Genomic DNA, 26,129 nt, shown 5'->3' with positions numbered 1-26,129 from the left:
CGTATCAAATTACTTTCTTTGTCAATTATTTTGTAATCTCATCCCATGTAGATACATTTCCCACATAAATATCTTTTACCTGATCGGCTGACAGCTCATCCAGCGGATTTGCATTGTTTACGACTACTGCGATTCCGTCTGTAGCAATCACTGTAGGCTCAAGCTCTGCTGCTTCTTCCTCTTTCAGTTCTCTGGATGCCATACCGATATCATAACTTCCCTCAATCGTAGAAGTCATACCTGTTGTAGAATCGGATGTCTGAAGCTCGATACTTGCATTCGGGTTGACAGCTTTGTAAGCCTCGATCAGTTTCTCCATCAGAGGGGATACAGAAGAAGAACCACCAACTACACAGCTTCCTGAAGGCTTTGTTCCTGCATAATCTTTTACATCTGCAACAGCAATATACTTCTCATCTGCTACTACTTTCTGTCCTTCTGTACTCATGATAAAGCTCATAAAGTCTTTTGCGACTTTGTTATTAAGATCTTTCTTTACTGCGATATTAAACGGTCTGGATACTTTGTATGAACCGTTCTCGATATTCTCTGCAGTTGCTTCTGCTCCGTCAATCTTCAGTGCTTTTACACTGTCATTCAGAGAACCAAGTGACACATAACCGATCGCATACTCATTGTCTGCAACTGTTGTCAGCATAACAGAAGTATTATTTGTGATCTGTGCATCTGTTGTTGTCATGTCAACCTTTGTTCCGTCATCCTGCTTCTCTTCAATTCCGAACAACTCAATGAAGGCTCCTCTTGTACCTGAACCATCCTCACGGGAAACGATCGTAACATCACTTGTCTCATCCCAGTCGGAAGTTGCATCTGACTGATTTGCGTCTGCACCTTTTGTATCTGTGCCATTGCTACTTCCACATCCAACTGCTGTTACTGCTACCATACTTACCATCATTACCGCTGCGGCAATTTTTTTCATTTTCATTTTTTAATCTCCTTTTTCATATCGGACTCTTTTCGTCCCAATCTCTTTTCTGGTCTTTTGGTACTTTTTCATTTTCCCCCTGACCACGATATTTATGATAAAAGACGATTGTTAAATGTAAAATCGGGCGATTGTTAAATCTGGGTAAAGCATGACAGACACGATCCAGCCTTTCAAAAGCAAAGCATGACAGACACGATTCAACTTTTCAAAAAGTAAGAAAGACCACAGATATGGACTCTTCTCTGCTATACATCCTCTTTCCCGGACATCCGGTAAAGGAAGTACTATCACTCCACATCTGCGGTCTTTTTTAAACTCTTTATTTATCTGCCCTGCCATAACAGGGAATTTTTTTATTCGCCTTTGCCGTCACTCTGAAAATTGTCATTCAACCGTAACAGACTTTGCGAGATTTCTCGGCTTATCAACGTCCAGTCCTTTTGCCACACTGACGTAATAACCCATTAGCTGCAACGGTACGATTGCAAGACTGGTTGCAAAGAATGATTCGGTCTGCGGTACATAAACTGCGAAATCTGCCGTATCTTCAATATTATAATTTCCATAGGTCGTCAGCCCCATCAGATAAGCTCCACGGCTCTTGACCTCCACCATATTGCTGATCGTCTTTTCAAAAAGAGCTGCCTGCGTCGCAACACCGACTACCAGGATACCATCCTCGATCAGACTGATCGTTCCATGCTTCAGCTCTCCTGCTGCGTAAGCCTCCGAATGAATATAACTGATCTCCTTCATCTTCAGGCTGCCTTCCATACTGATGGCATAATCAATTCCTCTTCCGATAAAGAAAACATCCTTTGCATTTGCATACTTGCTTGCGAACCACTGGATACGCTCCTTGTCATCCAACGTCTTCTGTATCTTCTCAGGGAGTGTGCCAAGCTCTTCGATCAGGGCTGCATACCGTTCCTCCGAGATCACATCCTTCACCTTTGCCGCCTGGATCGCCAGCAGATACATTGCGATCAACTGGGTACTGTATGCCTTTGTCGTGGCAACCGAGATCTCAGGGCCTGCATAAGTATAAAGAATATAATCACTTTCTCTCGCAATGCTGGAACCCACTACGTTCACGATACCAAGTACCGGAATCTTGCGTTCTTTCGCAAGGCGGAGTGCTGCAAGGCTGTCTGCCGTCTCACCGGACTGAGAGACGATCACAACCAGTGAATTTTTCACAAGCTTTGGATTCCGGTAACGAAATTCTGATGCAAGATCAACTTCCACCGGAATATCTGCCAGTTCTTCAATCACATATTTTCCTACCATGCCAACATGATAAGCAGAACCACACGCGACAATATAGATTCTCTCTATCTCCTGCAGCTTTTCATCGGTAAGTCCGGTTTCGGAAAGATCGATCTTTCCATCCTTCACATATGCACCAATCGTATCACGGACTGCTCTCGGCTGCTCATGGATCTCTTTCAGCATAAAATGCTCATATCCGCCCTTTTCTGCCGACTCCGCATCCCACTTGATCTCAACCTGTTCCTTCTGGATCTCTTCTCTGTCGATATTATAAAAATGGATCTCATCCTGAGAAAGCTCCGCAATCTCATGGTTTCCGATATAGTATACATTCCTTGTCTTATCAAGAATTGCCGGAACATCCGATGCGATGAGACATCCGGTCTGACTCTTTCCAATAATCAACGGACTGTCTTTTCTTGCTGCAAATATCTTCCCCGGATGATCATGGAACATAATCCCAAAAGCATAAGATCCTCTGATTCGCAGCATTGCTCTGGAAATCGCCTCCAGCGGAGTCCCTGTCTTCCTATAATAATAATCGACCAGCTTCACCGCAATCTCCGTATCAGTCTGGGAATAAAATGCATATCCCGACTTAATCAGCTTATCTTTTAATTCCTGATAATTTTCAATAATACCATTATGAACAAGTACCACCGACTTGTCATCTGTGCAATGCGGATGGGCATTGTTCTCTGATGGTTCTCCGTGCGTTGCCCAGCGAGTATGGCCGATACCACACGTTCCCGGTACTGCGTGACCCTCATTCGTCTTTTCAGATAAAATTTTCAGGCGGCCCTTAGCTTTGACTACAGTTATATCTCCTGTATCCTCGTTGCGAATGGCAATTCCTGCGGAGTCATATCCGCGGTATTCCAGTTTCGACAACCCTGCAAGCAAAATTGGTGCCGCCTGTTCTGTTCCTACATATCCAACTATTCCACACATCTTGAGAATCCTCCTCTAAAATAAATTAAGATTAAAGATTCCCCCCTGATTCCCTGTCTCAATCCATAGAACTAACTATTTAAATTAATAATAGAAAAGCTGTCAATGACAGCCTTTCTTTTCTTCTTATTCAGATCTTAAATTTCTTTTCTGCTTCTTACTACAGCAAATGCACCGATACCAAGAAGAACTACTGCCATACCTGCAACCGGGATCATAGAGTTCTGTCCTGTCTTCGGAGAAACTGCAGTACCATTTCCTTTGGATGTACCAGTTGTTGTGTTACCATTATTATCATTTCCACCATTTGCAGCCGCCAGCTTATAAATCAAAGATACCGGAGTCCCTGCTGAAACTGAGTGGAAGTACGCCGCTACCTGGTTTCCGCTGACTCTCACACCTTTAACCACTTCCCAGCCATGCTCTGCACAATAATAAAGAATATCAACAATCATACCATCTGTCATATTGTTCGCAACAAATGTAACCTTTACAAGGTTGCCCGCTGATGCCTGCACACCTGTCACTCCGAGGTTCATTACCGGAGACAGGAACTTGTATCCTGAAATATCATATCCTTTTACTTCAAGACCTTTCTCCGTATAGTAAGCCAGTGATGACGGAAGATTTCCATCAAATGCCGCTTTAACACTTGCACTTGACTTTGCATCATTTATCTCATCTACGACCTTCTGAAGGTCATCATCATAAGCTCCCGGTGCAACCGGTTCTAATGAAATCGTTCCTTTATCAGTACTTGCATTCGGCATATCAATAGTGCCTACAATGCTTCCTGCAGCCAACGCACTTACACTCATTGCCAATGCGGTAACAGCAGCAACAACCCCCGTCATAAATCTCTTTTTCATTATTTTCCTCCTAGTCTTCCTCATAAAATCCGTTATTGGTATATACATATGTATGAATTATATCATGTGCCTTATAAAACTTCAATTACTCACTTTAAATTTTTTGTCATTTTTCATCAATAAAAGTTAGATTTCATTCCATTTTTTCTACAAGATAGGCCTGCACTACATAACGGTAAGCATCTCCTGCCCGATCGCAGGTTGATAACGTAAGTATCTTACTTTCCGTACTCACCGGAGCCGACTGGTCAAGCATCGCTCCCATTGTCCTCTGATTCAGGATATCATTCAGATACGCCTGCCGGTTATAGTCTTCCGCTCCCAAGTTATAATACAGGAGTATATGCCGGTCATCTGTACGGTAAGCCGCAAAAATCTTATATTTCAAGATTGCATCCGGCGTATAAATCACCAGATCCTTATGGTCATTAAAATATGTATCTTCTTCATATTTATGAAGTCCGGCAAACATTGATCCATCTTTCATATTATGTCCATACAAAAGAGTAATCGGATCATCAAAATTTTTCTTATTATAATTTTCAGAATAAATTGCTCCACTTACACTGTCTGTCTTTTCTGCTGAATGATTCAGATAATAAGCGTTATCTTCACTGCTTTGTACAATCGGATAATCAATTACTGTATCCGGAATCGTGATCCACGCATAAATATCAGGATTCTCTTTCTGCAACGAATCAAAATCTACCGGGATATCTATCTTCTTTTCCTCTTCCGGAACTTTCTGTCTCTTCTCTGCATTTTTTTCCTGCATCGCCAGATACTCTTGTTCGGCCTTTTTTTCCATCCACCATGTTCCCGCAATAAATCCGATCAGCAGTATCGCTGCCGCAAAAGCACAGACTGCAAGAATCATCCACTTTTTCTTATTATTTTTTCTGTCCTGCTTTGCATTTTCCTTTCCGGTCTCCTGCATCACTCTGTATCCTCCCCGGCTGACACTTCATTGTAAAATGTATTCAGGATCAGCTCATAAAGTGCCTGATCGTCCACATACATCTCATCATACACGGTTCCTCTTTGGGCATCTGCCTGCAAGGTAACAATATCGTCTTCACTAAATGACATTGATAATCCTTTTGTTGCAAGATAAACAGCATCATTCAGATCAATATCGGTCACCATCTTACCGGAAAGCTCATGATACAATCTTGCCGGCAGCCCCATATCTGATTTCATCTTTTCAATCGCAGTCTGTGCAAAATTCAGCAGATAGGTCTTCTGACGTGCCATTCGCAGATTATTGCTGAAATCAATCGCTGTATCTCTGGATCTGACAAAACTTAAAGCCTGTTTTCCATTCAACGTCACTGTACTGCCCGCACTGAATTGATTTGGCATCATCTGTGCAAGATCCTCCGGAATCGTCACGGTGACTCCGCCAACTGCATCATTCAACTGCTCAACAGCTTCCATATTCAATGCCACATATGAATTAATAGGGATTCCATAAAAGAGATTGGAAACTGCATCAACCATATACTGACAACTCGTCTCTTTTCCATCTCCGAATGCATAGGCAAGTCCAAGATGATTTTCTGCATCTCCCACATAATTTCCCTTATAATCAAATGTCTTGATCGGTGTCATCGTATCTCTCGACATACCAATAATCCGCACCTTGTTCTTACTTTCATCCATCACCAGAAGGAAAATGGAATCTGCCTGTCCACTTTCACCGGAAATTCCTTCAATCTGCTGAATTTCTTCACTGTTCTGATCGATTCCCATCACAAGGATCGTAATCACATTTTCATTGTACTGATAAGCTTTCCCATTATACCAGATCAGTCCTGAATCATCGGTCTGTATCCGGTTCTCCACCTCACTGATATTATCCTTTGCATTGAGCTTACCACTGACACGCAGGACATGATAAACTCCAAAAGCACAAATTCCTGCAAGTAGAATCAGTGCAAGCAGGATCATGATTCCACGGATGATATAACGAACCGGCTTATTCTTCTTTGCAAGCAGCCGCCATAATACTACAGATGCCGCTCCAATCAACGTCCAGGGAATATTCAGTAGAAAATGCCTGATATCAAACATTCCTTCCAACAATACCATCTGTACGGTCTGCGTACACAGACTCAGCATCACCGCCGCTCCGGCTGCTTTAAAAATCATCTTTTTCCCAATACACTGCCATGCAAAAAGGATTCCGACCGGCAGGAACAAAAATCCATAAAAAGAATTACAGATGAGAACCGTTCCACTATACAAAACAATCACGCACCATGCACAGACTCTTCTGACCAGAATCTTCCTTCTTTCCGTAATCTTCAATCTTGAAATCACAATTCCATAAAATGCCAGTAAAACGATGCTCAAAATCCCGGCAATCCCATATCCTTCAAACGGAATATGAGCATATGCCTCCGATAACGGCTCAAGGAATTTCCCTATACTGCTCACTTCATTCATTTATCTACTCCCTCGTACTTCCTGAAAACCGAGGCTCTTCGCCAGATACTTTTACAATGTATCTTCGGTATTCATCGTTTCTTCATCCAGTTCTGCATATTTTCTGTATTTCTGATATTTACCATATCTTCCATAGCCATATCCGCTCTGAGAAATATATCCGCCCGTATCACGGTTGATCACATAACCAATCAGCTTCTCTTTTTCTTCAAAAGAATTCATTCCCACCCGGATCTCTTTTGCATCTGCCTTATCAACTCTTACTACATACAAAACTTTATCTGCATAGGATGACAGGATCATCGCATCCGAAAATACATAAGAAGGAGCCGCATCCATCAGGATCACATCATATTCTTTTCTTAATTTTTCCAACAGACTGTTCATTTTTTCCTCATCGATCAGTCCTGAAACCTTTCCCTTTTTCTGACCTGCACGGAAAAATGTTACCCCGTCCTTCACGACCTGAATCTCCTCCGGCGTACTTTCACCTCTGAAATATTCTGTCAATCCTGGTCCTTCCGGGAGCTTCATCAGTTCACTTACGGACGGTTTTCTCAGATCACCGTCAAGCAATGCAACTTTCATCCCTTCCTGTGCAAATGCAAGTGCCATATTCACAGAAGTCATTGTCTTTCCTTCTGCAGGGATCGTACTCGTAATCAGCAGGACCTTATCACCTGTACGTCTCATGATCTGCTGCAATCTTGACTGGATCATCAGAATTGACTGCTTAAATCCCCAGTCAATTCTCTTATTTGTGATCAAAAGCTTTAATTTTTTATTATTAGAACGCTTCTTCGGTACAACTTCCGGAATGCAATTGATACATCTCGCAGAAGTGATCCGCTTCATATCACTCTCTTTTCGTACTGTCCTTACACTAAGAAGATACACGGTAGCCAATGCAAAGCATACCACCAGTCCCGCCAGAAATCCTTTTGCAAAAATTGCTGCCAGCGAATTGACATTTACAGGTCTGCCGGAAGATGCCGTCTTATCTACAATCTGCAGTTCCACCGTTCCGGTTGTCTTAGAGACCCATTTCGGATAAACTTTCTGAAATGCCTCAAGCAGCGGATTTACACTTTCATAATCATTCGTTGATATTGTTACAGAAAAGAAATTGGATTCATCCGTATTGCTTGAAACAATTGAAAATCCTCTAGATACTTCCCCATCCACCGCTGAAAGAAGATCCTTTTTAAACTCATCATTCGCAGTCAGTACCGGTATACTCTTGCTCAGCCGCTTCGCAACCGCGGAATTGACTGTCATATATTCGGTTCCTGATGCCGCATATGTAATCTTTGCAGAATAAACCGGTTCATAAGTAAATTCAAAATAAGATACAACAATTCCTGCCACGATCACAAAGATCAGCAAAAACTGCAGCCAGAACTTTTTCAGGCAGCTCAGGTAATCCTGCAGCCAGCTCACAAGATCTATCTTTTCCATCTCTTCCGCTTCTGTAATATTCCTTTGTTCCTCTGTCTGCATCTGCTTACTCCCCTGCATTTTCTATCTTTGCATTTTCATTATAATACTTCCTGTAACCATCCCGGTCTTTACTGGTATCACGTTCTCCCTTTGTCATGTTCAGTACACCGCCAATCACTGTCACACCATTTTCTTCCAACAGATCCACCGTATCATTGACAGCGACTGCATGCACCTCATCCTGACGCATGACCATCAACATCGCATCTGCTGTCTCTGATATGATCTCAGCATCACGGATCAGTTCCAATGGCGGAGTGTCCATAACAACATAATCAAACTGCTCTTTCAACTGATTGATCAGCGAAATAAACCGCTCTGATCCTAACAGACGATACGGCTTTGCGACCGCCTTTTTTTGCCAGATACAATCCATCGGATGTGCCTGCACTTCCGTCTGCTTCAGCACTTGATCCAGTTCACATTTTCCAAGCAGATATTCAGAAAACTGCTCTTTTGGATCTACCGTTGCATCAAAAATCTTTGCCAGGGACGGATGCCGCATATCACAGTCAACCAAAACTACTTTCTTTCCTCTTCGTGCAAGATTCAGGGCAATATTAGCTGTCACTGTACTCTTGCCATCATTTTCTTTAATACTTCCAACCATTAAAGTCTTATAACCTTCTGCCGACATCTCTGATCTGATCGATGTTACAATCCGGTCTACTGCTTCTTCATACACATGATCCGTATCCTGGTCTGAGATCAGCAGTGCTTTCTGCCCCGACTTCTTTTTTACATAATCCAAAGAACCGATCATCGGAATATCCAGCAGACGCTTTGCCTGCTCCATACTGTGAATCTTATCTGTAAAAATACATAAGCATACAGTTGCTCCAATGCCTCCTGCCAGCACCAGCAAAATCAAAAGCAACGAATATCTTAAAGTTGCTTTTTCTGTCTTCTGCACATTATTCGCTGAAATACTGCTCAATGGCTGCAATACATACCCTGATTCAAAATAATCCGAAAGCTCCGGATACTGCTGCAATGCTCCTTTCAGCAGTTTATAAGCACTCTCCGCATTCGTTCCCGACGCACTCATTCTGATAATATTTGTATCGGCAACAACTGACGCACTCAGGTTTCCCTTTACACGACTGCTACCGGAAGCTTTCATGATCTGATCTCTCATCGTATCACTGTTCAGAACATTCACACTTCTCTCAAGTGCATTCTCTATATTCGTCTCAGCAAGTTTTTCGCTCGTATTATCCCTCGGAATTACACACAGGTTCACACTCACTGTATAAGTATCCTTCAGGCTGTGATCCAGAATCACATAGGAAAACATTCCCGTCAAACACACACACATCAAAATAAAAACCGCATTTTTCTTAAGGGTTCTGAAAATATATCTCAGATCAATCTGTGAATCTAAACTCTGACTCTTATAACTTTCCTGACTCATATTTCCTCCCCTCACTCAACAACCACGATCAGTTTTGCGGTACAATCCAAACCGCTGGCCGGTGACGTATAAAGATAACTTACTGTATAAACTCCCGGTGTATAGATATCTACTCCTGACTCAACGTAGATCTGTGTAATTGAGATCTGATTATCCGGATCTGCCACATTCTCCGAAAATACAACCTGCTTTACCTTATCGTATTCTTTGATCTGAGTCAGATAACTATTAGGATCAAACTCAGATCCCGCCTGCAGATACACCAGATAGGAACTCAGATTGATCTGCGGACGTGCCGCATTTCCATCGTATACCTCCACCTGAATCGGAAGTGTTACTGTATCGCCTACACTGTTCGTCACACTCACTGTGCAATCATAAAATCCCTGCTGCGGCTTCTTATCAAGAACCGCTGTATCTCCACCGATTGAAATAAAAGGAGTAATATTCCCGTCAATACAATCTGTTGCTGAAAAATAGGACAAAAGATTAATCTGCTTGCCCGCCGGAAACCTCAAAGCATCTGATAATTCAAATTTCGGTGATTCATAATCTGTATAATGAAGGGTCCGCGTCAGCTTTCCAAGATTACTGGAATGGTCGAACCCTACATAAGTAATATCAAAATCACCGCTTCCATCTTCTTTCTTTTTGATATGATCAATCATCACACTCCCAGATACATTGCCATCCTTTTTATCCACTGCAACCACACCGTTCTTGAGTTCCTCATCTGTTGCCTCGATTGATGCTGTCACTTCGGCCTTTTCTGCACTTAATACCGACGGTGTAGTATCCTTCTGGTATGCGGATATAAAGGCATAAGCCCCTCCACCAACCAGAGAAGCTGCACAGAGTGCCAATGCAACAATCTTACTTTCTTTCATCCTTTAACTCCTTCACTTTATCTTAACCGGATCGTCGGATTTCCTTTTAATATCCTGCTCGGATTTTCCGACAGCCACATTTTTATCTCCATGGAAGTATACCTCTGCTCCAGATAATGGATCAGCTCATCCATCTGAGGTGTCCGATGCAGACTGTCATGTGCATCCGACGCAATCACCTGTACAATCCCGTCATCCACCATCCGGATCGCCATCTCTCTGCATTTCTTTCCAAATTCCCCCAGAATACTTCCCTTATTCACCTGCAGCACACAACCTCTTTCTGCCAGATAATATGCCAGTTCCGGGTCCTCCTGAATAAAGGTGTATCTTTCAGGGTGTGCCAATATGATATTATACTTCATTTGTTGTAAGTCCGCAACCATTCTGCAAACTCTTTCAGGCGATTCCCGAAAGTCAAATTCGATCATCAGATACCTTGTATGATTAATAAAAAGAAGCTCCCGATCCCGGATCAGTTGCATTGCCCTTTCGTTCATAAAAATCTCCATAGATGGGAAAATTTTTACCGGAATCTGCTGCCGATCCAACTCTTTCTGAAGCAAACGAAACTTTCTTACATACTCCTGTACCGTATAGTCATAATAATTTCCATGAGAAGAAGCTGCAATATAATTCACTCCGCCTGCTGCTGCCTGACGTGCCATCCGTATCGATTCTTCCATCGAACTGGCACCATCGTCCAGTCCTGGCAAAATATGCATATGCAGATCGACCATTTTCTTCCCCCTCTTCCCTTTATTTACCGAAACCTATTGCTATTAACGTAAGCACTTACTTTCTATTATCTTAACCCCAATTTCTTCATCATGCCTTCAACATCACTCAATTCTTGTCCCTTCGCATTCGCCTTCAGTTCCTGCACACTCCGATTCCAGCGTCCATCTGCGATCATCTTAAAGAATCTCTTTGCCTCATAATACGGCTGAATATATCTTTTCCCCTCTAACGACGGATAGGACCAACATAATTCTTCATACGGAAGCCATATTCTGCGTATGACACTTTTCAATTTCCCCTGATTCCGAACTTTCTGCACAATTGCCCAGTTTTCAACACTTCCATATACACCTCCGCCAGCCAGAATAAACCGTTCCACCTGATGCGTTAATTCTGTATGCTCTGCCTTTCCGAACCAGACTTCTGTCACCGATCTGACTGCATATTCAAATTCTGCCAGTCCACAACGTTCCAGTTTTTCCTCTCTTTTTTTCTCCTGCTTATCTTTCACAGAATGATTCAAGATCCAGAGATCCAGGAAGAAACGGATTCCACAACCACCTGTCGTAAAATGCTGCTTCATATGCTCCAGATGAAATGCATAGAAATCTGCATCTGACATCCTGCACTCATATCCCGTTCTTTCTACATGCGTCCAGATATACTCCGGGGAAAATTCTACCGTCTGCCCGTCTTTGATAAGATTTAAATGCAACTCCAGATGCACATGTTCATCTCTGTAGAAATTTGCATTTTTCTTATCTTTTGACTCATACAAAAATCCACATTCTTCTGTCAGAAATTTCTTTGCCTTTTCATAGTCCTCATCTCTGATCAAAATGTCAATATCACTGCTCGTCCTCATCCATGCTTCCGGATAAAAATCCCGGATCACCGCTCCTTTTAAAGGAAGGAAAAAAATCTTCTGCTGCTCAAAAACAGTTCGAATCTCTTCCAATGCCAACTCCTGACACGTATACCGATAGATTGCCAGATTTTCCTGCTGCCGAAACTTCTTCCGATACTTCTCTGATATGATATTGTTCTCACCATTTCCAACTGCTGCTGAGATCAAATGTGCCATATCCTGAGCCAGACTCATCTGATAAAATTTTTCCTGCTCTGTCTCCGACATTGCAATCAGCGGAACATCTTCTCCACAGATCACATTTCGCAGACATTGCAGCAGATTTTGTACTGTCTTTTCCACTTTTCTATCCTCATTATTTCTGTAAACTCATCTTTGCATATGCTGCCAGAGTAAAACTATCCGTAATTTTTCCATCCCGGATCCATTCGCCCAACTGCTCCCAATCCAATGCAATATGTCCTACTATTTCTTCTTCCTGTATCACCTGTGGAGCTTCATTCAACTCTGCCAGAAATACATCTGCCTTTGAACTCATTGCACCACTGTCCGGCACAATTTTTCCGAAACCTTTCCATTTTTCTGCCTGCACACCAAGTTCTTCCCATAATTCTTTTCCCGCATTCTCCTTTGCAGAAATTCCTTCTTCTCCAAAACCTCTTGGGAAACCGTACTGATATTCCCTGAGAGCATGACGATACTGCCGCAGTAAAATATACTTTCCATTATAATATGGAACGATAACAACCGCACCTCTCATAACGCGGTTCATCAGTCTTTCATATGCAAACAGACTTCCATTTTTTGCACGCACAACATCCACAACCATTAAATGGTAATGGCTCTCGTATACAATTCCGATTCTTCTGCCACTTTTTTGTGCAAATGCATACAGTTCCTTCGGGTCAAGTACCAGCGGAAGTTCCTCAGACTGGGCAAAAAGTTCCGGACACGTCCGACTTAATTCCAGATATTTTTCAATCGAATCCATTTCTGTTCCTTTTATTTCCATTCCCTTTCATCCCTATTTCTTACCAACTGCTTGTGAGCAGGTTTTCATTTTTTATTTCAGCCTTTTTCAACTTTCAGGCGTTCCCGACATTTTCTTACGATTTTCAGATCCGCCCACGTTCTTGTCAATTCCTCAATACTGTCTAAAATATCACAACTTGTCCACCAACGGGATATCATACCCGAAACCCATGAACTCAGAATACCAAAAGCTATCACCTGCAAGACCGCCCATCCTATGGTCGCAGCCAATGAAAGCTCCCCTTCTACAGACACAATATCCTGTAGATAGTTCATTCCCAGCTCAATTCCTACAAAGATCACCACCCCAATTAGTGCATCTATGATATTTCTTTTTATTCCTTTATGTATACTTTTATCCCACTCTTTCAGCTCTTCCTCCATCCCCACTTCATAACGGCTTCCCGTCTGTAATTTTTCATTTTCAAGAGCCGGTTTCAGTTCCAGCGTTTCCTGCACATTTTTCATCTGCAAAATCCGAATAGCACAACTCCAGTCCGGGAGTTTTCCTTGATAAAGTTCCCATGTTGTACTATCCTTTGCAGGAAAAACATGGCTCGGAGCAATATCCTTCTCCCAGTAATCCTTCAATTTGCTTTTGAACCATTCACGGCAGGATTCTATATCTTCCGGATCATAATGCCTGGAAATTCCATAAATACTGTCTTCCATTGTAAGATTATAACATAGATCGAGCACCGCTTCTGCATATTCTGCCTTTTCTCCTTTCTCATTTTCGTGGAGATAAATATGCCAGGCACTCCGATATTCCTGACGATTCTGTAAACTTAAATCTTCCTCAACTCTTTTCAGAATTTCTACTGTATCCTGATCAGTAAGCGGATATGCAATTTCATGAAGATATTCTGTCAGTTTCTTTTGCTTTACCTTTTTAGGTGGATTCAAGGAAAATGCATTGACACTCAATGCCAGCAACGTCTTCACATAGCGGATCAAATATTCTATCTTTTCTTCACTATAATTTTCTTCATTATAACCAGATAATTCCCTCAGACACTCCGGGTCACTATAACGCAATGCTTTCAACAACTGTCTCAGCATCACAGCATCATCATGTGCAACGGGAACCCCTGAATAAATAAATGCACTCTTTTCAGACTCGGTTTTCTCTGCCTTCTTCAGAAATTCTTCTATCTTTCCCTGAAAATATTGCGACGGAGTACGCAACGTCCCATACTGCGAAATTCGGATCACCCCCATCTGACATAACTCAAAAAATGGTTCAAATGTATTTTCATTTTCAATCGCAGCAAGAAATGCACGAGAATCCGCTAACTGATTCATGGTCAGGATCACCTGGTTCCCATTCAGTATAATTTCCCGGAACATCCGTTCCTGTGCATATTGAATCTCTTCTTTTGAATTTCTTACAGAATCCAGTTCATATAAATAGACACTCTTATTCATTTCAGTTCCACCTCTACAATTTCAGGAATATTATTAAATCGTGGAATTACTTCTGTATTACTTCCTAATCCTCTCGACAAAATCACCTGCGTATGCCCCTTCTCATAGACACCTGATAATCTTCCCGGGAAATATCCCATATCCGGTGCGTAAAGACCTCCAACAAAGGGAAGGATTGCCTGTCCACCATGCGCATGCCCCGTAAAAATCAGATCAAGATCAAAAGTTGCCGCAGTATCGTAATACATCCACGTATTTGGAATATGGGACAACAGGATTTTATATCGCTCTGTATCTTCCATTTCCTTTAAAAACTCTGCCTGTTCTTTTGCATTACCCCATTCATGTACTTCATAATCTTCCGGTATATACACCGTATACAGTCCACCAATCCTGAATTTTTGTCCTTTGACAGTCACATCGACAAATTTTTCTTCTAACACCTTTGCCCCGGCTTTCTCCAACTTTTCTGTAAGATCAATTCCCGTACGCTTTTCATATTCTATCTCATGGTTTCCCAAGGAAAAATAGATTGGTGCAATCTCCCGTAATTTTTTTATCAAATCTAACATCGGACTAATCTCATTTTCATCCGAATTAATCAGATCTCCCGTGATAAAGATCAGATCCGGTTCACACTCCTTTAGTTTCTTTAACAGTCGTTGGTTTTCTTTTCCAAACTCTGCATTATGAATATCTGAAAGCTGTACCAGCTTCACTGATTCCTGAATTTTCTCGTTTTCAAACTCATAATCTGAAACCTCAAGGGAGTAATAAGACGGTATGATCCCTGCTCCCAGGGCAAAGATCACCAAAGCAAAAACTCCCAGAAAAATTCTCTTAATTACCTTTTTCATATCGCTCCTCAATATTAAAATGATGTTGGTGAATATTCCTGATACTCTCCATTGATAATCTTTTCCCACCAATCACGATGCTCCAGATACCATCGGATCGTCTTCTTAATACCATCTTCAAATTTTGTCTCCGGCAGCCAGCCAAGTTCATTATAGATCTTTGTCGGGTCGATCGCATATCGCATATCATGACCTTTGCGGTCTGCAACATAAGTGATCAGGCTTTCCGGTTTGCCAAGCTCTTTGCAGATCATCTTTACAATGTCAATATTCCGCATCTCATTGTGACCGCCAACATTATAAACCTCTCCCACTCTGCCTTTGTGAATGATCAGGTCTATTGCCCTGCAATGATCTTCTACATACAGCCAGTCTCTCACATTCAGACCTTCTCCATAAACCGGAAGTGGTTTATCTGCCAGTGCATTTGCAATCATAAGCGGAATCAATTTCTCCGGGAAGTGATATGGGCCATAGTTATTGGAACAACGGCTGATCGTCACAGGCAGTCCATAGGTTCTGTAATATGCCAGCACCAGAAGATCTGCCGATGCTTTAGAACTGCTGTAGGGAGAACTGGTGTGGATCGGAGTCTCTTCTGTAAAGAAAAGATCCGGGCGATCCAATGGCAGATCTCCATATACCTCATCTGTGGATACCTGATGATATCTCGTGATACCATATTTTCTGCAGGCATCCATCAAGACAGCCGTTCCCATGATATTTGTCTCAAGGAAAATCCCCGGATTTTCAATGGAACGATCCACATGACTTTCCGCAGCAAAATTTACTATGATATCAGGCTGCTCTTCCTCAAACAACTGATTAACTGCCTCTCTGTCACAAATATCTGCCTTAACAAAACGGAATTTAGGATGATCCATTACCGGTGCAAGCGTAGACAGATTGCCCGCATATGTCAGCTTATCCAGGCAAACGATCCTGTAGTCAGGATACTTGTCCAGCATATGAAATATAAAGTTGCTTCCTATAAATCCGGCTCCACCGGTTACGATGATCGTCATATGTAATTTCCTCCTGGAAAATAAGTCGATTTTCAGCTACTCTCATTAAATGTTCTCCATATGGAGACTTTCCATACATCCTTGCTGATTGAATCAATTCCTCTTTGGTAATCCATTTTTCATAAAATGCAATTTCCTCTGGAGCTGAGATCACAACTCCCTGCCTGTTCTGTACCGTCTGAACAAATTCTGCTGCCTGCATCAGACTCTCCACTGTCCCTGTGTCCAACCATGCAAATCCTCTTTCAAGTATCTGGACTTTCAGATCTTCCTCATAGCCAAAAATTGTTGCTTTTCCTGCTTCTGCAAGATTCTTTCTGAACTATACAGCGTTTACGATACACAATAGGTGGAATCCAGATATAGATTTATTGCATGCATTATTTTCCGCTTACTAAATTAACAAAACTCTGGTCTTGATTTACCAATGCGAAATGTATCTTCCTTGATCGCAAGCGATAATCTCACCAGAAATACAATTTGACACATCTGACAGCAAGAAGTTTACTACTTCTGCTACTTCCTCTGGCAAAAAGAAACGGTTAGATGGTTGCCAATTTGCATACATATTACCATTTCTATCAACGCCAGTCATATCAGAAGCGGTTACACCCGGAGCAACACCATTCACTCTGATGCCTTCACTTATAACTTTAGATGCAAAGCATTCAATAAAACTATTAGAAGCAGCCTTTGTCAAACCATATGGAATATCATCAGACCTTCTGGATCGTTCTGAAGTAATAACTACCACATTTCCATTTTTATCATCTAAGCTTTCTAAATACTCAATATATGCCTTAACCATAAAGTAATTTCCCTTCAGATTAATGTTCATCTGGGAATCCCAACCCTCTTCTGTAACATTTCTAAAATTACCCTCATGAAGAGAGATTCCTGCATTACTTACAAGACCATGTATTTTACCACCAAATATGTGAGATACTTGCTTAATAAATTCACTCATATGAGATACATCAGCAGAATCAAATACCAAATAACTGCATTTTTTTCCTAATTCTAATGCAGCTTTCTTTAGCTTATCCTCATTGCGCCCTGTAATAAGGATCTTTGCACCTTCAGCAATAGATCTTTTTGCAATATAATATCCCAATCCAGAACCACCTCCGGTAACTATTATATTCTTACCAGCAAGCTGATGGCTCGGTGCTGATTCTTTAACTTCCACAGTAATGTGATATTCAGGTACACCATTAATCACATATCTAACCATTCTTTTTAAATAATTTGCTATTCCCACGGATTTTTTAACCTCTTTTCTATTCTGTAATATATGCTCACCAGAACACCTGTAGATACAAAAACAAGTACGCAATAAAGCATCGGATATAAACTCGCATATACTTTATAGCAATTCAACACAACAGCATGAAAAATATAATATACAAAGCTTTTATCCCCTATCTGTTTAAATAACTGAACCGATACTTCCTTTCTGATGGAAATTATATAAATTAAGATGCACATAACCATTGCCACTAAAAGCTGCACTGGTCATCAAAAATCCTAATACAGCAATCGTAAATGAATTATACCTGCTTCATTATGCATATGATGCAACATAATAACAAGTATTGCAAAACCCTTTAATGCAGATGATGTATCTCGATTCATACACTGACCTGATTTATTATCTCTTACCTGAAGAACCAGTGCCACCATTAATATTCAAAATAAAACATCTATAAAACTCATTTCTTAAACATCTCACGAATCGCATAAGCCTTATTGCCAAGTATATTTCTGACAATCTGTTTTACTCTTGCCTTACCACTAAGCTTCATGCCTGGAATTTCCTGACGGTTTGTCATCCAGTATGACTTCAAAATTTTTGCATCCTTATCCGCATCAGTAAATACTTCTAACAGTATTGGTTTCTCTGATTCAGTATTTAATATCGTCAATGCTTCTCTAACTTCTTCCATATTGGTTGCTGCCAAGTATTTAAATTGAGAATTGATACAGCAGTTTGCAATTTTCACTCTATGGCCGGCAGCAATATGTTTATTCAACGTAGGAATCCTATCAAGACCAAAGTTTTTATGGAATTCAGCTCCAGAATAGTTGTTTATAACAACTATTCTTATATTGTGAGGAAGTTTCTGAAGTAAGGCATTCATATCGTACATCAGACTGAGATCACCAATCAGAAGATAAACTGGTTTTTCTTCACTTTCACCCTGACCCAAATAAGTTGATAATGCACCATCAATACCATCCGCGCCAATATTGGCAAAGCATCGTATGGATGGCTTCATTTCTACATAGTTTGACATTCTGATGCTGTCAAGAACTGTAGTATGAAGAAGTGAATTATCTGGAATTGTCTTGCAGAACTCCTTTATTACAGCGAGATTAGTAAATCCAAGTTCTGGAAAATGCACAATATCCATTCTCTTCTTCCAGCGAACTGCATATTCGCCATTATTTACAGTATCAGCATATACATTAACTCGCTCAAAGAACTCCTCTGGTTTCATTTCAAACACATTCTTCAAGCAATGATATCCATCATTTATCATACCATCAATACAAATCTGCCAATGCTCTGTAGTGTTTGAGTACACTGGCATAAAGTACTTGATTGTAGAATAGTAAACCGCACCAAATGAGATGATAAGATCCGGTGCCAGATATTTCACTTGATCTGCTGTGATTGTATCTCCCAATGCTTTTGGGTTAAATATTTTATCGTTATCACTATATATATTGGCATAGGTATCAGCAATAACCACAGCATTATATTTCTCTGTAAAGGTGTTGATTGCTCTTCTTAGTTTCCCATCTTCTGTAAACTCTGAACCACCAACAACCATAATACGTTTCTTACTCGAAAGCATGTTAGCGAACTCTGCGAAATCCGCATTTATTTCATATCTATCAATTTTTCTGGTAACAGGAAGCTCCTCTACATCATAGGTAGAAATCTCATTCAGATCATAAGACATATGATAATTGATTTGAATCGGCCCTTTGCCATGATGGTCAAGTTCTAAAAAAGCTTCGTTCATTCTACGGTTGCAATACCAGTAATCAGCATCATTCATTACCTTTGGTACATCCACAGCAAGTTTCACATATCCATGGAACATATCCACCTGATCAATACACTGATCCTCCATATGAAACATTTCATATGGATTCTGATCTGCAGTAAGTGCAACCAGCTGAATATTTCTCTCATAAGCTTCCTTCATCGCCGGTAGATAATTACATGTAGCTGTTGCTGCTGTGCAGGATACACAAACCGGTTCATCCAATGCTTCAGAAAGTCCAAGTGCAAAATACCCTGCGCTTCTCTCATCTACAATCGAATAACAGTGAAAAAATGGATCATTTTCAATGCTTCCAGCCAGAGCTGTATTTCTTGTTCCGGGAGATAATACAACATGGCTGATATTAAATTGTTTTAACAGCGAGATTAAAATCTGTACGCCTTTAATGTGTGTATACATATTATTCTCCTTACCTTACTATAAGTACTCCCTGAGTTTTATCTTCTATAAGCCAGTTAACCGCTGTTGTCTCATCTTTAGATACAACCTCGCACCACCATCCATTGCCTGCAATCCAGCTCTTAGCATCTATCTTCTCAAGGTTTCCATCGTCAAAAAGTATGATTTTCATATTGCCATTTGCATATCTGGTTCTAAAAACATTAGCATCTATCAAAAAGCATTCGGATGTGCAAAGGAGATAACCGACATTTACTGCCACAGACATACCTATGTATTTTGAAATCACACCATACTTATCTTTAGAAGGAATATTAATGATACCATCAGACTGTATTGCATTATAGCATCTGATTTTAGCATTCCCTTCTTTCTGTCGTATTGCATCAATCCATTTTCTGTAATCAAAAGATGTTTCATCATCTTTCACACCAACAATATTGATCAGTACCGGTCCATTCATGCCACAGCAAGACTCTATTTCATCAATAGAATCATCTATCTCATCTGCTCCAATAGTCATAGACTTTACTATGCATCTATCTATCCACGCTGTACTTACTTCTGAAAGCTTGTCATAAAAAGCAAAAACTACTACATTTACCTTTTGAAACCATGCTTCTGTTATAGCTGTGTATGTACTGGCAAGATATGCTCCCGGAAGAGCCAGTCCCACGGTGGTCTTTTCCTTCATTGTACGCCCCATGGCAAAAAATGCTGCACTTCTGGCATCATGATATATTTTTTCGTTTTCTAAACTGATAGGTGCTACCGTTACAAACGAATCAAGAAACGGAAGCTTCTCTTTTAAAGTATTAAATGTCATAGACAACTCCTTTCCAATAAATAAGTGCAAATTATTTTATCCGCTTATTAAGCTTAAATTTCCCTCTCGTAACACGATCAATAATACCAATTGCCCTTTTAAATTCTTCACTCTTTCTAAATAGCAGATAAAATACAATCAGTGTAATCCCACCGCTAATCAAAGCATTTACTACTATCGCCGCTATTCCAGACGGACGAAGCAGTGTGCAAATACAGATTGAGACAACTACAACAGCACCTGTTGCTCCGATGTATTTACCGAGCGGTATCAAATACTGTCCAAGCATCTGTTTTTCAAAAATTGTACTGAACAGGTTCTTTAAAAGCCAAGGCATTCCGACAAGCAGCATAGATAATACTGTTGAAAGCAAAATACCATAAATCCCCCAGAACTGCACCATAATCAGGTTCAGACACAAATTAACGATTGCCGTAACAAGAGGTCTAAATCGATCCTCATGCCAGATACCCGCAGCATCCTTATAGGCATTCAGCAATGTATTAACTTCCACAATAAAGAAATAAACGCTAAAGCATATGACTGCTGGATATGCAAACATCAGTTCTTCCTTTTTTACCCACAGCTTCATAAATGGCTGATAGATTGTCAGCAGGCATGTAGTGCAAAAACATGCCATTCCGGAGATGATAAATGTAAATGTCTTCAGATCAGCAAAGTTCTTCTCTTTTGTTTCTGTAATGATGCTATTACCAATTCCTGAAATGCAAGAGAATATCAAAATATTTACTATGCTAAGCAATGCGGTGATAATATAATAATAATTCTGATATACCGCCAGCACCGTCAAGCCTAAGAATGCTGAAACCACTATGGTGTCAACAGAATTGACAATTACAGAACCAATCTTCGATGTAAAAAGATCCCGTATTCTGCCATTGATTACCTTCTTCTGTTCGTCTGGTATTGATCCTTCCGGCTTTAAATGCGGATATATCTTTTCAGCTACAACAGCTGTTGCAATATTTATTCCTGCCTGTGATACCAACGTAACAATCAGATACATATAATAATCATGCTGGAAGAAAAGAATTACAAACTGTGCTGCATAGCGAATGGTATTTACTACCATGGTTACCTTACTGACTACATCTGCCCTCTGATAAGCCTGTAGAATGCTGTTCTTATAGGCAAAAAGCCAATATGATAAAACAGTTGCTCCTAGATTCAAAAGAAATAGAATATATACATTCATTCCTGCCGGAAGCTCATCCGAAATCAACTTTGGAATGAATGGACATAAAATCAATCCGCCAACAAGCACCACGAGCCCTATGACTCTGTAATAAATCTTATACAGCTTCATCAATGCACAAATTGTAGTTCTATCATCTTCTGCTACCGGCTTGTACATGGAATAAACCATAGCACTGCCGACTCCAAGCTCTGCTAAGTTTAGTACAGAAAGAACCGATATGAAAAGTCCATCTAATCCCAAATACTCTACGCCCAGCCAGTAAATCATGGCTGTTCGCATAGCAAAAGGTACAATCAGCTGATATATTCTTTGAAGTAATCCAAATATTATATTTCGCAATGCATTTTTTGTTCTATCAAATTTCATCCCGCATTCTCCCATATTATAATGGCAAATGCAGGTTTATCCCCTTTTACTTCTGGATGATGTGCTTTATACCATCATAAAACTTATTCCCCAAAATGCGTCTGCCATATATCTTCATTGTATGAACTGTTTTATAGGTGAATACTTCCATTTTACCAGGCATCTGAACTCCATGAGAAATCAGGAAATCGACATTATCTGTTGCAAACCCTTCCTTCTTATAAGAAGCCATAATCATCACTTTGTTTTTATGTGAATTCTTTCTGTATACATCTAGATCAAACACTTCCGAGAACTCGTCCAGCTTTCCCATTGCCTCCAGCGGCATCAAAGTTCTCATACATTTTGAGCAGCAAGAACAGTTATGTACACCATTTTCCGGAACAATACATACATTTAAGTGCTTCTGTGCAATATCCCAACCTGCAATATTGGCTGTCTTTTCACTTCTCTTGTATTGTGCACCGTCTAAAACCATTTCCGTATTCTCGGTCTGAATTAGTGGTACAAGATAAGATTCTGTATACTCTGCCATATCGAAATCATGTGACTGATTATGGAATTCCATCAGCTCATCATAGCTATATGAGCTTGCAAGATAGTATTTCTTAATATTATTTCCCATGCTTAAGATACAAGAGTAAATAGCGAAATAGCCAAGCTTCTGCTCTGCTATCTTGTGTGTAAACGCATGTAAATTAGAATTCACCTGATAAATTGGAAGATTCATATCTTCAGCAGCAGTTTTATTGAGCTCATAGCGATCAATAAATCTCTGCTGTGTTTTACTATTTTCATAATCTCCATGTGTTCCACAGTTAAAGATAAAGAGACTGTTCAGTTTATAATCTGCATCTTGCTCTTTAGCAAAACGGTCATAGATTGTCGATAAAGAGTCTACTCCACAGGAAATACCTGTTCCGATTAATTTCTTTTCAGATATATTTCCTTCTGTAAATCCTTCCACTTCAACCTCTGTAAAATCAAGGTCTGGCGAAAAGTTCTTCAAAATCTGCTGACCATAATCCATCATATTGCGATAAAGCTTTCTTGATACTTTACCTTCAATTTTTACTTTAGCGTGATAGAACATTCCAAGATAGAGTGGCACTAAGAAAAAGGCATTATAACTGTCTTTTGAGAGCATATCCTTATTTTCTTCCTTCATTGCAAACCACATTGTTTCTTCTTGGAATGGAGATGTCATTCCTTCTACATTGAAATCACAGGTAAGATAACTCCACCCCCCCCCGAATTTCTGTTCTAATATTAGAAACAGTAAAGCACTTTTGATTCATATTACTCATTGATTTTCTCCTCTTGCTTTTTCTTTTTATAATTCCCATTCCAAACGCAAATGCTTCCTTAAATTCTGCATTCTTAAAGTTGAATGCCAAAAGCAGTAGGTTTGGAATAATAATGCAAGCAAATGCTTTGATTGCCATTCCTATAATGCCATTACCTACAGGTGATACACAAATCCAGGTAATACCGCAGCATACCAGGCATTTTACAAACCATATAAATACGTCTCTTAAAAACCGCAGCCATAGCTTATTGGAATTGAAATAATGTTTAAACAGCACTCTTGATCCAAATGGAGTGTTTACACAAATTGCACTGATTATCGTCGAAATAATGATACCCGGTAAACCGATAATCTGGACAAGACTGATATTCAATACCAGATTAACCATTGATGAGATAAGGGGAATGTATTTTCCCTGCCACCATAGTCCAATCGCTTCCTTATAAACATAAGACATATCCCCCATCTTATATACAAAGAAATACCAAGTCATAAGCACCGCAATCTCAATTCCAAGCATATTCTCTGTTCCTTGCCACATTCCTATGAATGGCTGAAACAGGACTAACAAGCATACTGAGCACCATGATACAATCCACATATATATATATTGAAACTTACTGAAATCCTTATAGTTCTTCTCTTTGCTTTCCTTCGCAATACTGCTACCAACGGAAGGAATCAATGTCTGTTGGATAATATAAAGGAATCCCATTAAGGTAGATATTACATAAAAATAACCATTATAAATTCCTAAAATTCTAAGTCCCAAAAAGGATGATATAACAATAGCATCTACATTACAAAGCACAATGTTTCCGATCTTCTGGCAAAGCAGTCCTCCTACTTTCTCAGCAATCACTTTGATTTCTTCCTTGCCAATCATACCTTTGCATATATACTGAGGGTAATGCTCTTTCGTGACATAAGCAATCCATAAATTGCTGACACAGGTTGAAACCGGAAGAATGATAATAAATGCATAGTAGCTTCTGAATATAAGTAAAGCCGCTATCTGAAGCACATTCAAGAAAAATGATACAATCAGATTTACTTTGCTCACAAGATCAATTCTCTGGGATGCTATCAAAATTGACTGTTTATATGCAAACAGGAAATATCCAACTGCATTATTAAACAGATAAATAAGAAACAGCACATATATGTTGGTGTCACTTGGAACATCACCCGTTATAAACTTATCCAAAAAAGGAAGTATAACTAAGCCGCATCCAACAATTATCGTTCCAATTACGATGTAACATCTTCTGTAAAATGCAAGCAAAGCACAGACCTTATCATCATCTCCGTCAGCTATCGGCTTGTACATGCTAAAAACAAGTGCACTACCGATACCAAGTTCGGCAAAACTCAGCATTGAAAGAATTGATGCAAAAAGACTATTCAATCCGATATATTCCATTCCAAGAACATATATCATAATCGTTCTTGAAACGAATGGTATCAATACGCTGACAATCTTCTGGATAAATCCCCATATTAAATTTCTCTTGGCATTATCAGTTCTGCCCATAAAAACACCTCTTCATATTGCTCACTACTTTCCTCTCTCAAACGCTTCATCCAGATACTTTCTAAACTTCTTCTGCTCTGCTTCAAGGCAATGCTTGTCATAATGTACCTCAAGCAAATTATCCAATGAAGAATCCTTTGTAATATATGTCTTTTCTGAAAGCTGCAACTTATCCAATAGATTTACAAGTCTTGAATTCATAGATACATTACCATCTACTCTTCCAAATATTCTAAATGGCTTATCATAAATGTACGACAGTACAGAACCATGGAAGGAATCTGTTAAAATAAGCTCAGCGTGTTTTATCATCCACACAAACTCAGCGGGACCACAGGTATAGTATCTGCTATTTTTATCTAAAACATCGATTACTTCCAGATTATACCTATCGGAAATTACAGCTATGCTTCCTTTGTACTCTTCAGTCAAATTCCCCAAAAAATATAGAAGTACATATTTCTTATTCTCATCATGGAATACCGGCTTTTTAATTATCTGATCCCACTCTTCTTTTGACAGCATAAGAGTTGGATCCACCAATGTAGTACACTCTCTGCCTACTATTGACTCAATCAGCTTTGAGCCCTGTTCTTCTCTGCAGGATAATGCTTTATAATCTGATAAATATCTTATAAATTCCTGCATCTGATCGTCGGTCAATGTTTCTACTGAAACAGATGGCGATACCGCTACCTTCTTCTCACTTGATGCAAAACCAAGCATATTAATATACATCTTATAAAAATTCGGATTCCACACCTGATCTGAACCCGCTACGAAGTAATCATACTTTGCATTTAGTGTTTCATAATCGGTCTTTGGTGTGATCTCATCCTGATCTATAATATACTTATTAAATTCTAAAAAATTCTTTTCTCTTTCCTTTGCTAAAAGGTACTGATTGTGATTAGTGAGGCTGCTCTTTATACTTAATGCCATGTGATACGGGACTCTCAAAATATTCTTTACCAGTGACGGCTTGTAACAATCTCCATCCTTCACACCGCCACTTCCATAAAATCTTACAATGTTATAAGTCTCATCATACTTAGACAGGATAGTATACATGGCATAATTTTGCAGACGATTTCCCAAATTGGAATAATCATTTATGGTAACAATTCCTATCATACGGTACTCCTTCCCTATTTT

The 26,129-nt window shown here is 39.9% G+C and carries 21 protein-coding genes; all 21 read right to left on the bottom strand.

The window, feature by feature from the left end; all coding sequences use genetic code 11:
* Positions 1-25: 25 nt before the first annotated feature.
* The 21 genes from NQ541_RS02785 to NQ541_RS02685 all read right to left on the bottom strand — a co-directional run bounded on the left by NQ541_RS02785 (position 26) and on the right by NQ541_RS02685 (position 26,108).
* Positions 26-949: a substrate-binding domain-containing protein gene (locus tag NQ541_RS02785; RefSeq protein WP_005608922.1), complete on the bottom strand. Its 924-nt coding sequence runs from the start codon at positions 947-949 to the stop codon at positions 26-28.
* 387 nt (positions 950-1,336) lie between these two features.
* A complete protein-coding gene (gene glmS / locus NQ541_RS02780) occupies positions 1,337-3,175 on the bottom strand; it encodes a glutamine--fructose-6-phosphate transaminase (isomerizing) (protein WP_005608926.1) in 1,839 nt (612 codons plus the stop codon).
* Between the two features lie 137 nt (positions 3,176-3,312).
* On the bottom strand, positions 3,313-4,044 hold the full coding sequence (locus NQ541_RS02775; protein WP_044939927.1) for an LPXTG cell wall anchor domain-containing protein: 732 nt from the start codon (positions 4,042-4,044) through the stop codon (positions 3,313-3,315).
* Positions 4,045-4,177: 133 nt separating this feature from the next.
* Positions 4,178-4,981 carry a class B sortase gene (gene srtB, locus NQ541_RS02770; RefSeq protein ID WP_005608931.1) on the bottom strand — a complete coding sequence of 268 codons (804 nt, stop codon included), beginning with the start codon at positions 4,979-4,981 and terminating at the stop codon, positions 4,178-4,180.
* Positions 4,981-6,492 (bottom strand): LCP family glycopolymer transferase, encoded by a 1,512-nt coding sequence (locus NQ541_RS02765; RefSeq protein WP_005608932.1) that lies wholly within the window; start codon positions 6,490-6,492, stop codon positions 4,981-4,983. Before NQ541_RS02765 ends, srtB begins: the two co-directional genes overlap by 1 nt.
* Before the next feature lie 51 nt (positions 6,493-6,543).
* The gene (locus NQ541_RS02760; protein WP_167528439.1) at positions 6,544-7,992 is read right to left on the bottom strand and encodes a polysaccharide biosynthesis tyrosine autokinase; all 1,449 of its coding nucleotides are present in this window, start codon (positions 7,990-7,992) and stop codon (positions 6,544-6,546) included.
* 4 nt (positions 7,993-7,996) lie between these two features.
* Positions 7,997-9,406, bottom strand: coding sequence for a polysaccharide biosynthesis tyrosine autokinase (locus NQ541_RS02755; RefSeq protein WP_044939929.1), 1,410 nt, complete (start codon positions 9,404-9,406; stop codon positions 7,997-7,999).
* An 11-nt stretch (positions 9,407-9,417) separates the two neighbouring features.
* Positions 9,418-10,293 (bottom strand): hypothetical protein, encoded by an 876-nt coding sequence (locus NQ541_RS02750; protein WP_005608938.1) that lies wholly within the window; start codon positions 10,291-10,293, stop codon positions 9,418-9,420.
* A gap of 17 nt (positions 10,294-10,310) precedes the next feature.
* A complete protein-coding gene (locus tag NQ541_RS02745) occupies positions 10,311-11,033 on the bottom strand; it encodes a tyrosine-protein phosphatase (RefSeq protein WP_005608940.1) in 723 nt (240 codons plus the stop codon).
* Positions 11,034-11,098: 65 nt separating this feature from the next.
* A complete protein-coding gene (locus NQ541_RS02740) occupies positions 11,099-12,244 on the bottom strand; it encodes a nucleotidyltransferase domain-containing protein (protein WP_005608942.1) in 1,146 nt (381 codons plus the stop codon).
* Between the two features lie 13 nt (positions 12,245-12,257).
* Positions 12,258-12,914: an NUDIX hydrolase gene (locus tag NQ541_RS02735; protein WP_005608944.1), complete on the bottom strand. Its 657-nt coding sequence runs from the start codon at positions 12,912-12,914 to the stop codon at positions 12,258-12,260.
* 56 nt (positions 12,915-12,970) lie between these two features.
* The gene (locus NQ541_RS02730; RefSeq protein ID WP_005608946.1) at positions 12,971-14,362 is read right to left on the bottom strand and encodes a hypothetical protein; all 1,392 of its coding nucleotides are present in this window, start codon (positions 14,360-14,362) and stop codon (positions 12,971-12,973) included.
* Entirely contained in the window at positions 14,359-15,219 is an 861-nt protein-coding gene (locus NQ541_RS02725) for a metallophosphoesterase (protein ID WP_005608947.1), read from the bottom strand. The genes NQ541_RS02730 and NQ541_RS02725 overlap by 4 nt, the downstream gene beginning before the upstream one ends.
* 14 nt (positions 15,220-15,233) lie before the next feature.
* Positions 15,234-16,244 carry a dTDP-glucose 4,6-dehydratase gene (gene rfbB, locus NQ541_RS02720; protein WP_023922043.1) on the bottom strand — a complete coding sequence of 337 codons (1,011 nt, stop codon included), beginning with the start codon at positions 16,242-16,244 and terminating at the stop codon, positions 15,234-15,236.
* Positions 16,245-16,665: 421 nt separating this feature from the next.
* Positions 16,666-17,505 carry an SDR family NAD(P)-dependent oxidoreductase gene (locus NQ541_RS02715; protein WP_147644487.1) on the bottom strand — a complete coding sequence of 280 codons (840 nt, stop codon included), beginning with the start codon at positions 17,503-17,505 and terminating at the stop codon, positions 16,666-16,668.
* 451 nt (positions 17,506-17,956) lie between these two features.
* Entirely contained in the window at positions 17,957-19,720 is a 1,764-nt protein-coding gene (locus NQ541_RS02710) for a thiamine pyrophosphate-binding protein (RefSeq protein ID WP_005608800.1), read from the bottom strand.
* 10 nt (positions 19,721-19,730) lie between these two features.
* Positions 19,731-20,546, bottom strand: coding sequence for a hypothetical protein (locus tag NQ541_RS02705; RefSeq protein ID WP_005608802.1), 816 nt, complete (start codon positions 20,544-20,546; stop codon positions 19,731-19,733).
* A 31-nt stretch (positions 20,547-20,577) separates the two neighbouring features.
* Positions 20,578-22,131 carry an oligosaccharide flippase family protein gene (locus NQ541_RS02700; RefSeq protein ID WP_023922039.1) on the bottom strand — a complete coding sequence of 518 codons (1,554 nt, stop codon included), beginning with the start codon at positions 22,129-22,131 and terminating at the stop codon, positions 20,578-20,580.
* Between the two features lie 46 nt (positions 22,132-22,177).
* Entirely contained in the window at positions 22,178-23,299 is a 1,122-nt protein-coding gene (locus NQ541_RS02695; protein ID WP_259936446.1) for a hypothetical protein, read from the bottom strand.
* A 55-nt stretch (positions 23,300-23,354) separates the two neighbouring features.
* Positions 23,355-24,974 (bottom strand): lipopolysaccharide biosynthesis protein, encoded by a 1,620-nt coding sequence (locus NQ541_RS02690; protein ID WP_005608810.1) that lies wholly within the window; start codon positions 24,972-24,974, stop codon positions 23,355-23,357.
* A 24-nt stretch (positions 24,975-24,998) separates the two neighbouring features.
* Positions 24,999-26,108 (bottom strand): polysaccharide pyruvyl transferase family protein, encoded by a 1,110-nt coding sequence (locus NQ541_RS02685; RefSeq protein ID WP_005608812.1) that lies wholly within the window; start codon positions 26,106-26,108, stop codon positions 24,999-25,001.
* Between the last annotated feature and the right edge of the window lie 21 nt (positions 26,109-26,129).

It is taken from the genome of [Ruminococcus] lactaris ATCC 29176 (assembly GCF_025152405.1).
Lineage (GTDB): Bacteria > Bacillota > Clostridia > Lachnospirales > Lachnospiraceae > Mediterraneibacter > Mediterraneibacter lactaris.
The sequence above is the reverse complement of the archived record's forward strand: the minus strand, read 5'-3'. Positions and strand labels throughout refer to the sequence as shown.

Excerpts from the sequence above, each read along its gene's own strand:
- NQ541_RS02785 (WP_005608922.1), bottom strand. The coding sequence starts at position 949 with ATGAAAATGAAAAAAATTGCCGCAGCGGTAATGATGGTAAGTATGGTA.
- glmS (WP_005608926.1), bottom strand. The coding sequence starts at position 3,175 with ATGTGTGGAATAGTTGGATATGTAGGAACAGAACAGGCGGCACCAATT.
- NQ541_RS02775 (WP_044939927.1), bottom strand. The coding sequence starts at position 4,044 with ATGAAAAAGAGATTTATGACGGGGGTTGTTGCTGCTGTTACCGCATTG.
- srtB (WP_005608931.1), bottom strand. The coding sequence starts at position 4,981 with ATGCAGGAGACCGGAAAGGAAAATGCAAAGCAGGACAGAAAAAATAAT.
- NQ541_RS02765 (WP_005608932.1), bottom strand. The coding sequence starts at position 6,492 with ATGAATGAAGTGAGCAGTATAGGGAAATTCCTTGAGCCGTTATCGGAG.
- NQ541_RS02760 (WP_167528439.1), bottom strand. The coding sequence starts at position 7,992 with ATGCAGACAGAGGAACAAAGGAATATTACAGAAGCGGAAGAGATGGAA.
- NQ541_RS02755 (WP_044939929.1), bottom strand. The coding sequence starts at position 9,406 with ATGAGTCAGGAAAGTTATAAGAGTCAGAGTTTAGATTCACAGATTGAT.
- NQ541_RS02750 (WP_005608938.1), bottom strand. The coding sequence starts at position 10,293 with ATGAAAGAAAGTAAGATTGTTGCATTGGCACTCTGTGCAGCTTCTCTG.
- NQ541_RS02745 (WP_005608940.1), bottom strand. The coding sequence starts at position 11,033 with ATGGTCGATCTGCATATGCATATTTTGCCAGGACTGGACGATGGTGCC.
- NQ541_RS02735 (WP_005608944.1), bottom strand. The coding sequence starts at position 12,914 with ATGGAAATAAAAGGAACAGAAATGGATTCGATTGAAAAATATCTGGAA.
- NQ541_RS02730 (WP_005608946.1), bottom strand. The coding sequence starts at position 14,362 with ATGAATAAGAGTGTCTATTTATATGAACTGGATTCTGTAAGAAATTCA.
- NQ541_RS02725 (WP_005608947.1), bottom strand. The coding sequence starts at position 15,219 with ATGAAAAAGGTAATTAAGAGAATTTTTCTGGGAGTTTTTGCTTTGGTG.
- rfbB (WP_023922043.1), bottom strand. The coding sequence starts at position 16,244 with ATGACGATCATCGTAACCGGTGGAGCCGGATTTATAGGAAGCAACTTT.
- NQ541_RS02710 (WP_005608800.1), bottom strand. The coding sequence starts at position 19,720 with ATGTATACACACATTAAAGGCGTACAGATTTTAATCTCGCTGTTAAAA.
- NQ541_RS02705 (WP_005608802.1), bottom strand. The coding sequence starts at position 20,546 with ATGACATTTAATACTTTAAAAGAGAAGCTTCCGTTTCTTGATTCGTTT.
- NQ541_RS02700 (WP_023922039.1), bottom strand. The coding sequence starts at position 22,131 with ATGAAATTTGATAGAACAAAAAATGCATTGCGAAATATAATATTTGGA.
- NQ541_RS02695 (WP_259936446.1), bottom strand. The coding sequence starts at position 23,299 with ATGAAGGAAGAAAATAAGGATATGCTCTCAAAAGACAGTTATAATGCC.
- NQ541_RS02690 (WP_005608810.1), bottom strand. The coding sequence starts at position 24,974 with ATGGGCAGAACTGATAATGCCAAGAGAAATTTAATATGGGGATTTATC.
- NQ541_RS02685 (WP_005608812.1), bottom strand. The coding sequence starts at position 26,108 with ATGATAGGAATTGTTACCATAAATGATTATTCCAATTTGGGAAATCGT.